The following is a 16,537-nucleotide window of genomic DNA, read 5'->3' on the forward strand; positions in this document are numbered from 1 at the left end:
TTTCTTATCAAAATTACAATTCTCATTTAGACAACTATATGTTTTCTAAATTTGTGCCATCCCAAAACAAAAACCCCTAGAAAAACTGATAGTAATATAAAGAGCATCTTCCAAATCAAATTATCCGCGATCACATCATTATTGCTAACAATTTCTACTCCCACACCAAGACCCAGAGCTAGCGCGACGAACACCAAAATCCGGCTCTCCATCATGTAACCAGTTAGCCTCTTCGAAAACCACACCACCGACGCAAAATACAGCGCGTAGGAAATCCCATAGGCCAGCCCTAGCCCCTTTAGGCCCAATGGGCCAAGCAACGTCAGGGCCAGTGCCAGAAAGGAGACGTTCCAAACCAGCTCCGTTAGAAAAAACGCTTTCTTGGCCTCACGCGCTAGCAATAAGAAACCGATGGGCCAACTGGCGATCTTTATGATATCGCCGAGCAGTTGCCAGCGCAGCAATTCGGCAGCTCGGCCAAACTCTGGGGCATACAGGATGGCCATTATCACAGGTGCCAGAAACATCAGCAGCAGGATAATCGGCGTAGCGATTAGCAGCACCAGGCGCATCTGCACGTTGACCTGACGGTTCAACTCCAACGCATTATGCGCAATGGCACTGATCCTAGGATAATACTCAGCAGACATTGCAGTAATCACAAATCCCAGATACACGCTGGCAATGGTCCAGGCTGCCTGAAAGTAACCAACATTTTTTAGGTTGAGTTCTTGCTTCACCAGGATACGCACCAGCACCTGTACCAGATTGGACATCAGAATACTCACAGAGAAGGCCAGCCCAAACAGCAGCATCGGCCTAAACGCGCCCCACAGTTCAGCCCAGGCAAAGGCCCGCCTTACGCGTAGCTTCCAGGTGTATCCGGTGGTTAGGCCTAGCACGGCCAGGGGAGCAGCTGTAAATGCCGCCCCCAAGGCCCACTGTGGTGCGATAGTCAGCAGCCCGAGAGTCAATGCCGTGCCGATTAGCGCACCGAAACTGTTGGCTTTGGCAATTTCAGGCAAACGGCCCAGCCCGTTGAGTAGTCCCACCTGCCCTGCGCTCACCACCGACGCCGCGACGGCGATGATCAAGCAGACGGTAAGTGGGGCCGGGACATCTAGGAACAAGGTCCCTCGCAGCACCGGCAAAAGCAGTAAACCGACAGCCACAGCAATCAATCCCAAAAGCCACGATCCTCGTAACAGAGCGGCGCGCGTGGCCGCACCAAATTCGCCCTCATCGCCTTGCGAAGCGGCCACCTGACGGACACCGCTAGAGCCCACCCCCACCCCAAAGAGCGTTACTCCTAGTGCCAGCACTGTAGCGAACAGCCCTAGAAGACCAATTCCCTCTGATCCGAGTTCCAGGGCCAGCAGTTTATAACGCAGAGCGCTAAGGCCCACAGTCACCACTGAACTCAGGCCCATGATGGCCGAAGCCTGAAGAACACGTCGCAACGGAACTTAGACCTGTATGAGCTTGCTAGAGGACTGCCGAGTAGCGTCGATCACAGCTTGCACCTGATTGCTGCCAAGTTGAGGCCCGATAGGCAGGCTTAGCACCTCGTCGTGAATACGCTCAGCAATTGGAAAACGTCCCCGCTCCCAGCAAAGCTCACGGTATGCCCCCTGTAGGTGGGGAGGGGTGGGATAGTGAATCAGCGTCTGGACCTTGCTGGCAGCTAGGCGGGCCTGAAGGGTGTCACGGTCACCAGAACGCACCACGAACAGATGCCAAACCGACTCTATGTCGTCTGGCACGAAAGGTAAACCCAGCCCAACATCTTGTAATTCGCCCAAATAGCGCTGCGCTATCTGCTGACGCCGCCTATTCCAGTCATCAAGATGACGCAGCTTGACGCGCAGAACAGCGGCCTGAAGCTCATCAAGCCTGCTGTTGCCACCCTGGATCTCGTGAACATACTTAACGGCTGATCCGTAGTTCCGAAGGAGTCTCAACCGCTCAGCCAACTGGTGATCGTTCGTAGTGATTGCGCCTCCATCGCCAAAGGCCCCCAGATTCTTGCCCGGATAAAAGCTCCAGGCGGCGGCGTCTCCAAGACCACCGACAGGCCGCCCCCGATACTTCGCACCCTGAGCCTGTGCCGCGTCCTCTAACACAAAGAGGTTGTGCTGCTGCGCAATCAACATGATGGGGTCCATATCCGCCGGTTGTCCGTACAGATGAACGGGGATCATTGCTTTGGTCCGCGGCGTGATGGCAGCTTCGATTTTATAGGGATCTATGTTGTAGGTTCGCTCATCCGGCTCAACAGGCACCAATGTAGCGCCCACCTGACTCACGGCAAGCCAAGTGGCAATATATGTGTTACTTGGAACAATAACTTCATCACCCGGTCCAATTCCCTTGGCTGTAAGACAGATGCGCAGAGCGTCCAAGCCGTTTCCGACCCCAATACAATGCTGCGTTCCAGTATATGATGCGAATTCATGTTCGAAAGCAGACAGCTCCTCGCCCATCAAAAACCAGCCACTATCGGTTACGCGCGCGACGGCAGCGTCGATTTCACTTTTAAGCTCAAGATATGCATCACGCAAATTCAAGAAAGGAACAGTTGTCATCGTTCTCCTGGCGCACTCTGGGGAATTTGAACAGCCTGCTTGAAATCCTGATAATCACGATAGTAGTCGCCCTCGTCGTAACGTAAGGATGCCATAACGAGACAAACTGAGCCAGAGGAAAAGTTCTCCAGTTCTCGCCAGACCAGTCGAGGAATAAAAAGACCGATATTGGGTCGGTTCAGGGTATATCTCTGCTGTTTATAACCATCATCAAGGATGACATCAAAGCTGCCAGATGCGGCGATCACCAGTTGTTGAAGTTCCTTGTGAGCATGACCACCACGCATTTCCCCAGCAGGAACGTCATATAAATAATAAACCCGCTGAATGTCAAATGGGATGTGCTGACCACCTTCAATAAAGGTCAGGTTGCCGCGCGGATCTTGGATCTTAGGCAGCTTGATAGTTCTGATGTCGGCTTTTAGAGTCATAAATCCTTTTTAATGTTATAAATCTTCTATTTTACGAACAAATCTTGCTGGAGCGCCCATCACCAAGGTCCAGGGAGCAACATTTTTAGTAACTACGGACCCAGAACCTACTATAGCGTTCCGTTCAATCACTATCCCAGGAAGGAGGGTGGCATTGGCACCTACGGCAGCACCATCATGCACGATAGGCCCCCTAATGTCGTCCTCGTTGTATCCTGCCTTCCCAATAGCATTATCATTGACTGTGGAAACTCCCGTACTTATGAATACATCATCGCCTATCATGCAATTACCCGTGATATGCGTCATATCCATGATTTTCGTCCGGTTACCGATTTTACTATTATAATTAATAGTAACGTATCGACTAATAATACATCTATCTCCTATGGTGCACCTCTCACGGATAGATGCACCATCTCCAATCAAGGTATCCCGGCCGATAGTAACGTCATAATAGATGGTTGCAGAAGGTCCGATAGATGTTCCCCGTCCAATCCGAATTTGGCGCTCAAATATAGGCTGCCGCGCCAATGCTCCTGCACCTTTCGGAGCTTTTCCTAGATAAGCACCAGGGAAAATTTCGACCTCATCTGCAATTGAAACGCCCTCACCGATTACCACATGAGGATGAATTATCACACGTGCGCCAATGGTTACATCTCGAGCTATCACACAAAAAGGGCCTATAGATGTTTCTTCTCCAATATTTTTAGTTTCAATAACAGCGGACTCGTGAAACATACAAATCCTCCCTACGCGTTCAATTTCCTGAAGAGTAATTATCGACCCTCAATACGCGCCCATACCTCTCACAACAACTCGCACAGTCTGAAGCAAAATCACAAGGTCCAGCCAGGGAGACCAATTGGCAATATAAAACTGATCCATGTCGACTCTTTGCTCGAAAGTACTCTCGCTGCGGTCATTGACCTGCCAGTACCCTGTCATGCCAGGCCGCACACGCAGGATCGTGTCAATAGCATGTCCAATTTTTTGGCTTTCGCGGGGAAGATAAGGGCGCGGTCCAACGAGACTCATCTGACCCATCAGCACATTCCAGAGCTGTGGCAATTCGTCCAGACTGGTCATGCGTAATAGTCCCCCAATGCGTGTGACACGTGGGTCCTGTTTCAATTTATGAAATGTCTCATATTCATGCCGAAGTTCGGGACACTCCTTAAGCAGTGACTCCAGGCGCTGTTCAGCATCTTCATGCATGCTGCGAAATTTGTAGCAGGGAAAGGGCTGACCGTAACGTCCCAAGCGATAAGCCTTGTAAATGACCGGCCCCTTACTTTCCAACCGAATGGCCACGGCAATAATGAGCAACAGCGGCAAGGCCAGCACTGTACAGACGATGGCACACAGCAGATCAAGGATGCGCTTGACCAACCGTGAGCGCAAACTCCGCAAGTTGTTACGGATCTCCAAGCTGGCAATTGCACCGATGCTGTGCGTTTGCAGGCCCTGGTTGGGCACACCGAATAGGTCAGGGATTACCCAAGTCAGCGGAAAGGCACTGTAAATACCATTGACCAGTCGGCGCTGGGTCTCGGCCCGTGCACCGGGAATGGAAATCAGGGCCTGCTGAGTTCGCGGCATTGTCAGCGCCAGTTCAATTGGTCCGATTACCGGCACCCCTCGAACGTGGCGCCCCTGTAACTCCGGGTTGTCGTCGTAGGCGTAGACCGGGTTAAGGCCGTAAGCGGGATGCTGACACAGATGGGCGATCGCCAGTTCGGCGGTGTGACCGGCCCCAATTACACTGATGGGGCGGCCGTATTGTCCCCAGCGGATCAGTAGACTTCGGAGCGCGTAACGCATAGTCAGGGCTGTCACCAGCAGCAAGGCCCACAGCACTAGGGCACTGGGAGGGGTGGGGGTCAGCCGCTGAATGGCCAGGGCCGCCGCCAACTGGACGCCTGCCACCTGCAGGGTGCCCACTACATGCAGCCTCAGTTCGGTCTGAGGAGATCGTCCGTAACCAGGATAGAGGCCCTGATACCCCCGCCAGATCAACCACAGTGCGCCCCAGACCAGTGTTTCGGGAAGGTCGATGGGATGCCATCCCAGAATACGGGTCAGGATCAGCGTTGGGGCACAGGCCAGCAGCAAACTCAAGACGTCTCCCAGAGCCAGGGTCAGTCCTTGCGGAACGCTGGAAAAGGTCCAGGGGCGCTGACGCTCTGCCGACCGCACAGCAGGAGGAACGGGAGACACAACACCCACAAGCACTATTCCCTTAACCTGGGGGCGTAATCGTAGCTGTAGCTCCGGCTTTCTGAGGTTGCTGTGACCTTATTTAGGACAAAGCCTAAGATATCCAGATTCGCACCCTGAGCGCGACGCACACTCTGCTTAACCGCCTGCAGGCTGGTCTTACCCTCCTCTACCACCAGCAGCACATGATCGACATGACGCCCCAGCACCAGCGCGTCCGCGAGAGCTAGCAGCGGGGGGCTGTCGATCAGAATCAGGTCGTAACCCCGGCCCCATTCAGCCAGACGTCCCCCCAGATCGGCACGGTTCAGCCGACCGAGACTGTCGTGCATGCCAGGTCCAGCGGGCAATAGATGGAGATTGGGTTCCGCCTGCATCACTTGAACATTGCTGGGGTCCAGCAACGCCTCTTGCAAGGTCCGCGCCCCGCCCACACCCACCAGCTGAGACCACTGATGATCGCGCTGGTACTTGTCCCACACGTCTTGTTGGGTCCCCCGGCGCATATCCGCGTCAATAATCAGCACGCGCTTACCGCTGGTCGCTAGACCGTCGGCGAGGGTGGCGGTCAGGCTGCTCTTACCTTCGCCCGGAACGGTGGAGGTGACCATGATGCACTGGCCAGGCCGCTCCCCGATCCGGGTCAGCAGATTGACCCGCAAAAAGCCCACTGCCTCATACAGACCCGCTTCGCGCGCCGCACGGACAATACCGCTGAACACGATGTCCCGGCGGCGCAAGCGGGGAATGCTGCCCAGTGTGGGCAGGCCGAAAGTCAGCAGGTCGTCCTCGCTGCGGGCAGTACGGTCGGTCACCGTTCGTAGAGCAGCCAGTCCCAGGCCCAGCAGCAGGGTCAGCAGCCCAGCCAACACCGCGTTGCGAGTAGGCTTAGGAGCCACCCGGTCCAGCGGGACGACCGCTGGGGCCACCAGCTCCAGAAATCCGGTGGCAGCCTGGGCCTGAATTCCCGCCTGGGCCAGGCTGCGCTGGGCGCTGGCACGGGCCGCCACCAGGGTCTGACGCTCAAGGGCGGGCAGGCCACCCTGGGCGAGTTGCCGATCGATCTCCACCAACTGGGCACGCAGACCCCGCTCAGCGCGCTCGATACCCGAGAGCGCCCGGCCCCGGTCCCAATTGAGCAGCGCCTCAACGCTCAGATCGGTCAGCGTGGCAGCAGCCTGGGGCGTAGGAGCCTGGGCCGTGACCGTATAGATTCCGTTGCCCCCCGGATCCAGACGAGGTTGCAATTCTACGGAAGTCAGTTTGCGCTTTTGTAGTTGCTCTTGCAGGTCACGGGACAGTTCACGACGTACTTCAGGGGCAATGGTCGGCACCGCCCCGACCCGGCGGATGATCTCGCCCAGCACAATAGGGCCCTGCAAGGCCTCCTGCAGGGCCCCCTGTGGCAACGCCGAGGCAGTAACCAGGGAATCACCTAGAGTGCCGGTGTTGGCGCTGCCCGCAGTCACCAGACTCGACGACGCCTCGTAGACGTCCGGCTGCGTCTTCGACCAGACATACACACCGACAGTGACCAGCACAGTAGCCCCCAGAATCCAGGGCAGCCGACGCCGGATGCCCTGCAAGAGCGCTCCTAGTTCGATCTCATTGTCCGACTCTGGAGCTGGGTTTGGCGCCGCACGGCGTCTGGCTACTTCTTCAGGTGGAAAGACGCTCACTCGCAGCGCCCCACAACTGCGGACTTCCGGAGCCAGCACGGGAGGCGCGCCCTACCCGGGGCACGATTCATAAGGCTCAACCGACTCCCGGAGGGCCACGGCCCTCCACAGAGGACGGCAAAAGGCAGAACAAAAGAAATGAAGGTGGCGCTTGCGCCGCTTAGCGTGGTCATGGCTGTTACTTGCATAGGGAAACTCCACACGTCCAGGGCGGGCGTCGGCACATCCTACGACTTTAGGGGAAGGGATGAGGACGATATGCCCCACCCGGCCGGGCCAAGCTGTCCTTTGACGGGCCACAGCAGGGTGAGGCTCATGAGAGCATGGGACTCACAGACGTAGTCCACATCATTCCCAAGATTGCTGTAAAAACATGAGAAAACACAGTGGGGTGAGAGCGCGCAGGGTGATCAGGTCCACGCGCGACATATACAGGACATGGTCTTCAGGAGGACAACTCCTACATCCCAGTCGGAGTAGAGTCGGACAGAAGTTTGGAGTAAACCGCTTACTGTGGACCGCAAGGAGCAAAAGATGCTGACTGGATGCAACTACCAGGGCTTCACACCGACCGCGAACACCAAGCTGGACGCATATGTCACCGCTAGGCAGCAGATCCGTCAGTGAGAGGAGTAGATCTCAGTCCACTGAGCGCTACGCCAGACACCCGTGAGCAGCTGACCGAACTCCTGATGCAAACGGTGGCCGGAGGAGGTTCGGTGGGATTTATGCACCCGCTGATGCTGGAAGCAGCCACTGATTTCTGGGCGGGGGCGCTGGCCGCTGCCGAGCGCGGTGAACGAATCATCCTAGGAGGCTGGGACGGACCACAGCTGATCGGCACAGTCACCCTGATCCTGAACACGCCACCTAATCAGCCCCACCGCGCCGAGATCGCCAAGATGATGACCCATCCCCGCTGGCGTGGAAGGGGCGTGGCAACGATGTTGCTGCAGGCCGCCGAGGCACAGGCCGTACTCCACGGACGCACCATGCTGGTGCTGGACACCGCCTCGGACGGTGGAGCAGCGGGGCTGTACGAGCGCGCGGGTTACACCTTCGCCGGAGAATTGCCCGACTACGCCCTCAAGCCGTACGGTGGCCTGACCGGGACACGGCTGTACTGGAAACGCATCGGGGATGAGGCTGGCAAGAATTAGCAGGCAAAAGCGCCCATCTACCGCCTACCACTTGTCGTCGTCCAGAACCTCGTCGCGGCCCTCGCGTCTTGCCTTGCGACGGGCTTCTTTGCCCTGCTTGCGTTTGGGGCGTGGCGGCAGGGTGACCTCGTACACGCGGGAAGGATCGCAGGGGGCCGGGTACTCGCCCAGAGACTCACCTGGATCGGCCAGGCGCAGGTTTCCAGCGATGTGCATGTGGCGTTCATTGCAGTACGGGCACTCGTCCACCACCCAGAACATGACGCGGGTGCCGGGCATGTCACGCAGCGACGCGAAGGCCAGGCGCGGGGTGTTGCGGTCTTTCTTGCCCATGATGGCAGGCTAGCGCGGGCGTGGAATGCATTCTGTAGCGCCCCTCAGCGTTGACCACCGAGGTAACGAAACCATCTCGCCGGCTTCTGGATCCCACGGAAGCGGTTGCGGTTAAGACCGACCAGCACTCCTCGATCGGCATCCGGTCCGTAGCGCCAGCAACCTCTGCCGTCCAGAACGTGGCCACCTAGCCCAGATCGCACACAGTCCAGACGATGGAACCAATATTCAGCACAGCGCATGTTCTGAGGTTCCCCCGCCCCAGCTTGCGCGCCGTGATCCGCATGTGACGCCCACCCAATATTGGCCTCGAAGCCCGAGGCAAGGCGTGGACGCGGCATCCGGACCTCCAGACAGCCGTCCAATCCTGGCAGCGCCGCGCCAGCGAACGTTCTAGACTGTGACCTGATGTCGCTTTTCCTCCGGCCCCAGGACGGGGTGCCATGACCGCTCCCGATCAGCCCCGTGAGCAAGACCCCCACCTGGAGCGGGGGCGCAAGCTGTTGCACCTGTACCGCCGGGGGGTGGGCGGCGAACGCACCAACGCTGGACGCCTGCTGCTGGCCCACCTGAAGACCCATGACCTGACGCTGTATGACCTGGACGCCAGCCTGCCCGTCTCGCAGGAACTCTCGGCCCTGGACCGCTGGCGTGAGAGCGCGGCGCTGCTGGCCCGGATCGGCCAGCCCGAACAGGACGACGTCCTGACCCGTCTGGTGGATGCCACGGACCTGACCGAAGACGAGCTGGCCAGACTGCTGAAGGCCGTGGACACCGAAAAGCTGGTGGACGTGCGCGCCGACGGCTGGGCCTACACCCACGGCGGCAACCCCGACGATTACCGGCAGGCCGCCCGGCAGGTCACCCCCGCCGTGCTGCTGGCAGGCCGTGGCTCTCTGGCCGACCGTCTGCTGGCCGCCACACTGCACCGCCACCACCTGCTCACCCACCCTGAACGCATCATCCGCGCGTCAGACGAGTTACAAAAGCGCGTGCTGCTGGGACTGATCTTTGGCCTGACTGGACACCGTGCCGAGACCACCACTGAGGGCGTGCGCGCCCACCTGAATGTCGATCAGCTGGCCCGCGTGCGGGCGCTGCTGGCTGGGCACGGCGAGCGCCTGAAAGCCGAGGCGTTACGCCGTGCTGGAGACCTGGCCGAAGAACTGGCTGCCGAGGTGGGACGCAGGGGATAGGGGCAGCCGCGACTCCTCCATCCGCGAGGGGTCCGGTCTCCCCTCCTCCCATACCTCTGCCCCCAAGCTGGCCGCGAAAGCGCTGAGGAGCCTGCTGAGCCCTGATCAGCACACCGCCTCGCTCCCAGCCACCATGCGCCACGGCAGTCACAGCAGAAACCCCAAACCCCGACTCTCTCACTCCACGACGAGGCTCCAGCCCATGAATATCCTGTTCACCAAGAACTTCAGCGTCACCGCCGCCCAGCTTCAAGCCCTGAGGGGCACCCGTTACACGGTCTGGGCCAGTCACACCGATCCAGGCCACGGCATGCTGGCGGCGGCGGATCACACTTTTCTGGAACCGCGCGGCCTGCTGGGCGACGACTACGCGGCGTGGCTGCTTAACGCCTGCGTGCAGCACGGCATCAGTCTGGTCATTCCCGGCAAGGAGCGCGAACGGCTGGCGAGCTGGGCAGGGCGGTTTGAGGCAGCAGGCGTCACGCTGATCGTGCCCGCGACGGAGGCCACCCAGCGCCATCTGGAACGCAAGGACGAGTTCCTGCGCGACTGGGAGACCGATATCCTGCCAATTCCGCGCTGGACCACCTTTGACAGCCTCCAGACGTTTGATGAGGCGGTGGCAGCCCTGCGTGAGCCGGGCGTGCGCCTGTGCGTCAAGCCCGCGCGGGGCATCTACGCCAGCGGGTTCCGGGTCCTGCTGGACACGCCAGACCTGAAGTCGTTCCTGGCGGGCGAGCTGTACCAGATGAGCCAAGCGGCGGCGCGTGAGCTGTTCGCCCAGGGAACCGCACAGGGCGACTTGCCCACCATGCTGCTGATGCACACACTGGAGGGCGCTGAGCGCAGCGTGGACTGCGTGGCGTGGCAGGGCGAGCTGCTGCGCGCGGTGGTGCGCCGCAAGAGCGGCCAAGGCAATGAGGGAGGCCAGCAGATCGAGGACCGCCCCGATCTGCTGGAAGCCGCCCGACAGATCAGCGCCCGCTACGGCCTGAGCGGCATCTTCAACTTCCAGACCAAGGACGGGCCAGATCACGAGGGGCGCAACCGCAGGCCCAACATGCTGGAAATCAACGCCCGCGCCTCCGGTGGCCTGCGCTACAGCCTGGCGGCGGGGGTCAATTTCCCGCTGTTGCTGCTCGACGCCGCGACAGGCGTCCTGGACCGCGCCGCAATGCCTCCGGTCCAGACTGGGCTGCGCGTCGCCGAGGACAAGGTGGCCCGCGTCGTCCAGGGCGCGGAGGCAACAGCTTGACCCCTGCCTCGCCTGCCCGGACCGAGCACACGGTCACGCTGCCCAGCGGCACGCTGAAACTGTGGCTGGAAGCGCCGCATCCGCCGCTGGACACCCTGCTGGACTACGCGGTGCGGCAGAATCCCAGGCGCGGCTTTCTGTTCGTCAGCCGGGTGCTGGGCAAGCACATCCCGGTTTCTCCGCTGGTGGCGGCGGGGACGTATAGGACGCTGGCAGCGGCGTTGCCCACCCTGACTGCCCCCCATTTCGTCGGGCTGGCGGAAACGGCCACCGCGCTGGGCGAGGGCGTGTTTCAGGCGTGGCGCGGGCAGCATCCAGGCCAGGCCGCCACCTTTCAGCACACCACGCGTTATCAGACGGACCGTCCCCTGCTGCTGCGCTTCGACGAACCGCACTCGCATGCCCCGGCCCACCTGCTGTACGATCCCGGCCCGGCGGCCCGCGCCGCCACCGATCTGGTGCTGATCGACGACGAGCTGTCCACCGGGACCACGCTGGAAAATCTGGCCCGCGAGTGGCACAGGCTGCACCCACACCTGCGCCGCGTCGTGATGGTCAGCCTGACTGACTGGTGCTCGCGCCGCGACGAGATCGAGCGGGCGCTGGCCCTGCCCGTGACCTTCGTGAGCCTGACGCGTGGGGGCTACAGCTTCACGCCTGCTCCCGACTGGCAGCCGCCGGAATTGCCCGCTGTGACCGGCAACGGGGCCGACAAATCGGCGGTGCTGCCCAGCGCCGGGCCGCGCTACGGGCAGGCCGTGGCATTGAGCTGGCCCGATCTGGACCTGTGCGCCACAGACCGGGTGCTGGTGCTGGGGACGGGCGAGTACCAGTACCCGGCCTTCGCGCTGGCCCAGCACATCGAGCCAGCGGTGTCATCCTGCGCCTTCTCGGCCACCACGCGCAGTCCGGTGCTGAAGGGACTGGCGATGACCAGCAAATTGAGCTTCAGCGACAACGCGGGCGACGGCATGCCCAATTACCTGTACAACGTGAATCCGGACCTCTACACCCGCATCCTGGTCACGTACGAGGGGCGCTGCTTTCCCGATCCCGCATTGATGGCCCTGCTGGGCGAGAAGGCCGAAGCCGTCTGCCTCAGTCCGCTGGAGGCGCAGTGATCGTCGCCTTCAGCGATCTGGACGACACGCTGTTCCAGACCCGGCGCAAGCTGCCACTGGGGATGGACGGCCTGACCCCGGCCACCCTGGGCCGCGACGGCCAGCCACACTCCTTCTGCACGCCCGCGCAGTCGGCCCTGCTGGCCCATTTTGCCAGCAGCGGCGTGACCCTCATCCCGGTCACGGGCCGCGATCAGGCGGCGATGGCGCGGGTAACGCTTCCATTTACCTCGTGGCGGATCCTGGACCACGGGCTGACACTGCTCCGCCCGGACGGAGGGGTGGACCTCGACTGGCGCACATACGTACTGACACAGCTCGAACCGTTACAGGATGCACTGGCCGACTGCACCGCCGCCGTCACTGGACTGGCCGCCGAACACGGCTGCCGCCTGACCCGCCACACCGCCCATGGCACCCATTTCATGACCGTCTTCAAGCACCCAGACGCCGACGCGACCCAGCTGGAACAGATGCAACTGGCACTGGAGAAGCACGTCGAAAGGACCTATGACAGCGGGCTGCACGTCATCGCCAACGCCAACAACGTGAGCGTGCTGCCGCGGGGGCTGGGCAAGAGCGAGGCGGTACGCCATCTGCGCGAGACGCAGTTCCCGCACGCCACGCTGACGCTGGCGCTGGGCGACAGCCTGAGCGATCTGGGATTCATGAACGCCTGTGATCTGGCGATCACGCCTCCAGGAGGGCAGTTGCTGCGAACTGTGACCGCCGCGAAATTGCCCCAGCGCTAACCGCAGGAGGCCCGCTACGAGGGCAGGAAGGGTTCAGGCGAAGCGTTCCAGTTCCGGGTGGGCCTTGAGCTGCTGCACCACGCGCTTGATGTCCTGGGTACGGTCCTTGCGCACCACCAGCGTGACCTCGTTGGCGCGGACCACGACGACGTCCTCCAGGCCGATGGTGGCGATCAGGTCATCGCCGTCCGTGGTGTACAGGATCGCGCCCCCGGTGTCCAGACCCACATGGCGACCCACCGCGACGTTCTCGCCCTCGCCCTTCAGGAGCCGCTCCAGTGCGTTCCAGTCGCCCAGGTCATCCCAGCCGAACTCGGCAGGAATCACGCTGACGGCGTCCGATTTCTCCAGAATCGCGTAATCGATGCTGATCTTGGGGAGGGTGGGGAAGGTCTCGCGCAGGGCGCGGTTCGTCAGGCCACGGCTGTCGGCCTCCATCGCTTCACAGAGCAGCCCATACAACTCCGGCTGATGCTGACGGAAAGCGTCCAGAATGGCCGAGACCTTCCATACGAAGATGCCGCTGTTCCAGGTGTAGCCCCCATCTGCCAGGAAGCCCTGCGCCGTTCCGGAGTCGGGCTTTTCGGTGAAGCGCGTGACGGTGTAGGCGGTGAATTCGTCGCCCTCCCCCATCGCCTCACCGCGCTGGATGTACCCGTAGCCGGTGGCCGGGAAGGTGGGCGTGATCCCGATGGTGACCAGCCGGCCGCTGCTCGCCGCCAGCGCGATGGCCTGCTGGACCACCCGCCCGAAGGTCTGCGAATCGGTGACGCGGTGATCGGCGGGGAACACGCCCATGACCGCGCCGGGCTGGGTGCGGGCAATTCGTAGCGCCGCGTACAGCACAGCGGGGGCCGTGTCACGGGCGGCAGGTTCCACCAGCAGGTTCTCCAGCGGCATGTCGGGAAGCTGCTCCAGCACCTGCGAGCGGTAGTCGTTGCCGGTCACCACCATCAGGCCCTCGGGTTCGCCGCACAGCGTCACCAGCCGGTCACTCGTGGCCTGCAGCAGGCTGCGCCCCGAGTCGTCCAGGGTCAGAAATTGTTTGGGACGGTGGCGGCGCGACAGCGGCCAGAAGCGTTCGCCGCTGCCGCCTGCCAGGATCACCGGCACGAACGGCGCGGTCGCCGCCCCGGAGGCGCTCAGGTCTGGACTGGTCTGGACGGTCTGCATATTCCGGACTCTACCGTGCCAGGTGGGACCTTCTGCACGGCCCCGACACTGGGGGTATGGGGACAAGCGGAGCGCACGCCGCGTCCAGCACGGTCCAGGGCCAGCAGCGAAGGTGAAGGCCCCCCCAAGCCTTAAGGCCAGCTCAGGCCGCGGATGAGCAATCCCAAGGCTGCGTCAGAGAGAAGGTGGGAGGCAGCCTCTAGACTGCCAAGCATGAAGGCCATTATTCCTGCTGCTGGACTGGGCACCCGCCTGCGCCCCCTGACGTTTACCCGCCCCAAACCCGTGCTGCGGGTGGCCGGGCAGCCGATCATCCGGCACGCCATCCACACCTTAATGGCCGCCGGGATCACCGACATCGGCATCGTGGTCTCGGACATCACGCGCGGCGAGATTCAGCACGCCGTGCGCGAGGTGGCGGACGCGAACATCACGCTGATCAACCAGCATGAGCAACTGGGACTGGGCCACGCGGTCCTGACCGCCCGCGAGTGGGTGGGCGATTCGGAGTTCTGTGTCTACCTGGGCGACAATCTGTTCGAGTTCGGCGCGAAGCCTTTTGTCGAACGTTTCCAGCAGGAAAAACCGGCAGCCCTGATCGCCCTGGTGGAGGTTGCCGATCCCACCGCTTTCGGCGTGGCCGAGCTGAACGGCGGGGACCAGATCACCCGGCTGGTGGAAAAACCCAAGGTGCCGCCCAGCAATCTGGCGGTGGCCGGGCTGTACTGCTTCACGCCGCAAATTTTCGGCGTACTGGAACACATGCCGCCCTCGGCGCGCGGCGAGTACGAGATCACAGACGGCATTCAGGGCCTGATCGACGGCGGTCAGACGGTGTTGGGCCAGCGTGTTGAGGGCTGGTGGAAAGACACGGGACGTCCGGAAGACCTGTTGGATGCCAACCGCCTGTTGCTGGAGGGCCTGGAAACGGACATTCAGGGCACGGTAGAGAAATCCCGCATCTCTGGCCGGGTGGTGATTCCAGCCTCGGCGCGGGTCACAGGCAGCCAGATCGTGGGGCCGGTAATGCTGGCCGAGAACGTGGTCATCGAGTACGCCTACATTGGTCCCTTTACCAGCATCGGGGAAGGCAGCGTGGTTCGCAACGCTGAAGTCGAACACAGCGTCGTCGATTCCCAGGTGATTATCGAGAACACCTACCGCCGCCTGCAGGACTGCCTGATCGGCGTGCGGGCACAGGTGCGTGGGGGCCGCGAAATGCCGCGCACCCTGAAGATGATCATCTCGGACGCCAGCGTGGTGGAACTGGTGTGAGCGATCGGGGGGCACTGGATCTCCAGCGGCCCTTCGGGCCAGACGGCCTGATCCGGTTGCGGAGTGTGACGTTGTTTGCCCATGACAGTGTGATCCGGCAGGTCTTGTCTGCTGTCTGTCCACCGATCAGAAAGTCATGTCAGCGCTGGCGTAACTGGCAGGGACGGCCGTCTGACCGTGCCGGCAATGCGGTTGTCTGAGCGCATGCGTCCTATCATCAGGCCATGAGCGATTCTCCCCTGATTCACCTGGGTTCCCTGCTGCGGTCCTCCGAGGACGCGCACGCTTCGGGTGAGCTGGACCACCTGAACTACGAGCAGGGCAACCAGACCCTGACCCTGACCTTTACCGAGCCTGCTCCCTATGAGATCAACGTCAACCCGCTGGGTGGCAATGAGCTGTACCTGCAGGGCAGCTTCGAACCCACCGTCACCATGGAGTGCGCCCGCTGCCTGCGCGACGTGGAGGTGCCGCTGGAGCTGAAACTCGGCACGCTGATGCGCTACGAGCCGTCCGCCGACGCCCCTTACCTGGAGGAAGCTGAGACCGGCGAGGAGGTGCTGGTCTTCGGTGATCCCAACCTGGACCTCAGCGGCTACCTGGCCGAGACCACCCTGCTGGCCTCGCCGCTGAGCGTGCTGCATGCGCCCGACTGCAAGGGGCTGTGTCAGGTCTGCGGCCATGACCTGAACGACGGTCCCTGCGAGCATATGGCGGCGGTGCCTGTTGAGGAGATCGACGACGAACTGGGCATTCCCCTGGGCGCCAGCCACGCCAGGCAGACCCCCTTCGCTGGACTGCGCGACCTGGACCTGCCAGAGGAGTGAGCATGGCGGCAGACCCCCCAGCACCTGAATTGACCCATTTCCGCGACGGCCTGCCGCGCATGGTGGACGTGACCGGGAAGGCCGCCACCACCCGCACTGCCACCGCCGAGGCCTGGGTGCGCCTGCCCCCCGAGGCCCGCGCGGCGCTGGAAGCAGGGACCAATCCTAAGGGGGACCCGCTGACTGTGGCGCGGCTGGCGGGACTGGCGGGCAGCAAACGCACGGCGGACCTGATCCTGCTGTGTCACCCGATCCCCGTGACGGGTGCGGACGTGCAGGTGTCGCTGGAAGATGCGGGCGTACGGATTACCGCCACCGTCCGCACCACCGCCCCGACCGGGGTGGAGATGGAAGCCCTGACCGCTGCCAGCGTCGCAGCTCTGAACGTGTACGACATGCTCAAGGCGGCCAGCAAGGCGCTGGAGATCACGGGGGTCCGGCTGCTAAGCAAGACCGGGGGCAAGAGCGGCGACTACTGCGCTCCTCAATCTCTCTAGACAGTCACCGGGAACTTCCCGGAATCCTCT

The 16,537-nt window shown here is 61.6% G+C and carries 16 protein-coding genes; 8 read left to right on the forward strand and 8 right to left on the reverse strand.

The window, feature by feature from the left end:
• Nucleotides 1–26: 26 nt before the first annotated feature.
• From HNQ08_RS02475 to HNQ08_RS02500, 6 genes are read right to left on the reverse strand one after another with little or no spacing between them, the layout of a single operon-like run.
• Complete coding sequence (locus HNQ08_RS02475; RefSeq protein WP_268239994.1) at nucleotides 27–1,460, reverse strand: oligosaccharide flippase family protein; 1,434 nt, start codon at nucleotides 1,458–1,460, stop codon at nucleotides 27–29.
• A 6-nt stretch (nucleotides 1,461–1,466) separates the two neighbouring features.
• Complete coding sequence (locus HNQ08_RS02480) at nucleotides 1,467–2,585, reverse strand: DegT/DnrJ/EryC1/StrS family aminotransferase (RefSeq protein WP_184127503.1); 1,119 nt, start codon at nucleotides 2,583–2,585, stop codon at nucleotides 1,467–1,469.
• Nucleotides 2,582–3,016, reverse strand: coding sequence for a sugar 3,4-ketoisomerase (locus HNQ08_RS02485; RefSeq protein WP_184127504.1), 435 nt, complete (start codon nucleotides 3,014–3,016; stop codon nucleotides 2,582–2,584). Before HNQ08_RS02485 ends, HNQ08_RS02480 begins: the two co-directional genes overlap by 4 nt.
• A 15-nt stretch (nucleotides 3,017–3,031) precedes the next feature.
• Entirely contained in the window at nucleotides 3,032–3,760 is a 729-nt protein-coding gene (locus tag HNQ08_RS02490) for an acyltransferase (RefSeq protein ID WP_184127505.1), read from the reverse strand.
• A 48-nt stretch (nucleotides 3,761–3,808) separates the two neighbouring features.
• Nucleotides 3,809–5,254 carry an undecaprenyl-phosphate galactose phosphotransferase WbaP gene (gene wbaP, locus HNQ08_RS02495; protein ID WP_342355671.1) on the reverse strand — a complete coding sequence of 482 codons (1,446 nt, stop codon included), beginning with the start codon at nucleotides 5,252–5,254 and terminating at the stop codon, nucleotides 3,809–3,811.
• Entirely contained in the window at nucleotides 5,254–6,825 is a 1,572-nt protein-coding gene (locus HNQ08_RS02500; protein ID WP_229789599.1) for a polysaccharide biosynthesis tyrosine autokinase, read from the reverse strand. The genes wbaP and HNQ08_RS02500 overlap by 1 nt, the downstream gene beginning before the upstream one ends.
• Before the next feature lie 716 nt (nucleotides 6,826–7,541).
• Between HNQ08_RS02500 and HNQ08_RS02505 the strand changes: the two genes are divergently transcribed.
• Nucleotides 7,542–8,078, forward strand: a complete 537-nt coding sequence (locus HNQ08_RS02505) for a GNAT family N-acetyltransferase (protein WP_229789600.1) — start codon at nucleotides 7,542–7,544, stop codon at nucleotides 8,076–8,078.
• A 24-nt stretch (nucleotides 8,079–8,102) separates the two neighbouring features.
• On the opposite strand, the gene HNQ08_RS02510 is transcribed toward HNQ08_RS02505, so the two are convergent.
• Entirely contained in the window at nucleotides 8,103–8,411 is a 309-nt protein-coding gene (locus HNQ08_RS02510; RefSeq protein ID WP_184127506.1) for a hypothetical protein, read from the reverse strand.
• A 443-nt stretch (nucleotides 8,412–8,854) separates the two neighbouring features.
• On the opposite strand from HNQ08_RS02510, the gene HNQ08_RS02515 reads away from it, so the two are divergent.
• The 4 genes from HNQ08_RS02515 (at nucleotide 8,855) to HNQ08_RS02530 (ending at nucleotide 12,735) form a co-directional block, all read left to right on the forward strand.
• The gene (locus tag HNQ08_RS02515; protein ID WP_184127507.1) at nucleotides 8,855–9,607 is read left to right on the forward strand and encodes a hypothetical protein; all 753 of its coding nucleotides are present in this window, start codon (nucleotides 8,855–8,857) and stop codon (nucleotides 9,605–9,607) included.
• Between the two features lie 202 nt (nucleotides 9,608–9,809).
• Complete coding sequence (locus tag HNQ08_RS02520) at nucleotides 9,810–10,862, forward strand: ATP-grasp domain-containing protein (RefSeq protein WP_184127508.1); 1,053 nt, start codon at nucleotides 9,810–9,812, stop codon at nucleotides 10,860–10,862.
• Nucleotides 10,859–11,983: a phosphoribosyltransferase domain-containing protein gene (locus HNQ08_RS02525; RefSeq protein ID WP_184127509.1), complete on the forward strand. Its 1,125-nt coding sequence runs from the start codon at nucleotides 10,859–10,861 to the stop codon at nucleotides 11,981–11,983. The genes HNQ08_RS02520 and HNQ08_RS02525 overlap by 4 nt, the downstream gene beginning before the upstream one ends.
• Complete coding sequence (locus tag HNQ08_RS02530; protein WP_229789601.1) at nucleotides 11,980–12,735, forward strand: HAD-IIB family hydrolase; 756 nt, start codon at nucleotides 11,980–11,982, stop codon at nucleotides 12,733–12,735. The genes HNQ08_RS02525 and HNQ08_RS02530 overlap by 4 nt, the downstream gene beginning before the upstream one ends.
• A 33-nt stretch (nucleotides 12,736–12,768) precedes the next feature.
• Here the strand turns inward: HNQ08_RS02530 and HNQ08_RS02535 are convergent, their stop codons facing one another.
• On the reverse strand, nucleotides 12,769–13,908 hold the full coding sequence (locus HNQ08_RS02535) for a mannose-1-phosphate guanylyltransferase (protein ID WP_184127510.1): 1,140 nt from the start codon (nucleotides 13,906–13,908) through the stop codon (nucleotides 12,769–12,771).
• 213 nt (nucleotides 13,909–14,121) lie between these two features.
• Here HNQ08_RS02535 and HNQ08_RS02540 point away from each other — a divergent pair, with 213 nt between their 5' ends.
• The 3 genes from HNQ08_RS02540 (at nucleotide 14,122) to moaC (ending at nucleotide 16,507) form a co-directional block, all read left to right on the forward strand.
• Complete coding sequence (locus HNQ08_RS02540) at nucleotides 14,122–15,183, forward strand: glucose-1-phosphate thymidylyltransferase (protein WP_184127511.1); 1,062 nt, start codon at nucleotides 14,122–14,124, stop codon at nucleotides 15,181–15,183.
• A gap of 224 nt (nucleotides 15,184–15,407) precedes the next feature.
• A complete protein-coding gene (locus tag HNQ08_RS02545) occupies nucleotides 15,408–16,010 on the forward strand; it encodes a DUF177 domain-containing protein (protein ID WP_184127512.1) in 603 nt (200 codons plus the stop codon).
• A 2-nt stretch (nucleotides 16,011–16,012) separates the two neighbouring features.
• The gene (gene moaC, locus HNQ08_RS02550; protein ID WP_184127513.1) at nucleotides 16,013–16,507 is read left to right on the forward strand and encodes a cyclic pyranopterin monophosphate synthase MoaC; all 495 of its coding nucleotides are present in this window, start codon (nucleotides 16,013–16,015) and stop codon (nucleotides 16,505–16,507) included.
• Nucleotides 16,508–16,537: the final 30 nt, after the last annotated feature.

The sequence above is a fragment of the Deinococcus humi genome, from assembly GCF_014201875.1.
Taxonomy (GTDB): domain Bacteria; phylum Deinococcota; class Deinococci; order Deinococcales; family Deinococcaceae; genus Deinococcus; species Deinococcus humi.

What these genes read in the sequence shown, in the direction of transcription:
- HNQ08_RS02480 (WP_184127503.1), bottom strand. Translation starts at nt 2,585, where the DNA reads ATGACAACTGTTCCTTTCTTGAATTTGCGTGATGCATATCTTGAGCTT.
- HNQ08_RS02485 (WP_184127504.1), bottom strand. Translation starts at nt 3,016, where the DNA reads ATGACTCTAAAAGCCGACATCAGAACTATCAAGCTGCCTAAGATCCAA.
- HNQ08_RS02490 (WP_184127505.1), bottom strand. Translation starts at nt 3,760, where the DNA reads ATGTTTCACGAGTCCGCTGTTATTGAAACTAAAAATATTGGAGAAGAA.
- HNQ08_RS02510 (WP_184127506.1), bottom strand. Translation starts at nt 8,411, where the DNA reads ATGGGCAAGAAAGACCGCAACACCCCGCGCCTGGCCTTCGCGTCGCTG.
- HNQ08_RS02515 (WP_184127507.1), top strand. Translation starts at nt 8,855, where the DNA reads ATGACCGCTCCCGATCAGCCCCGTGAGCAAGACCCCCACCTGGAGCGG.
- HNQ08_RS02520 (WP_184127508.1), top strand. Translation starts at nt 9,810, where the DNA reads ATGAATATCCTGTTCACCAAGAACTTCAGCGTCACCGCCGCCCAGCTT.
- HNQ08_RS02535 (WP_184127510.1), bottom strand. Translation starts at nt 13,908, where the DNA reads ATGCAGACCGTCCAGACCAGTCCAGACCTGAGCGCCTCCGGGGCGGCG.
- HNQ08_RS02540 (WP_184127511.1), top strand. Translation starts at nt 14,122, where the DNA reads ATGAAGGCCATTATTCCTGCTGCTGGACTGGGCACCCGCCTGCGCCCC.
- HNQ08_RS02545 (WP_184127512.1), top strand. Translation starts at nt 15,408, where the DNA reads ATGAGCGATTCTCCCCTGATTCACCTGGGTTCCCTGCTGCGGTCCTCC.
- moaC (WP_184127513.1), top strand. Translation starts at nt 16,013, where the DNA reads ATGGCGGCAGACCCCCCAGCACCTGAATTGACCCATTTCCGCGACGGC.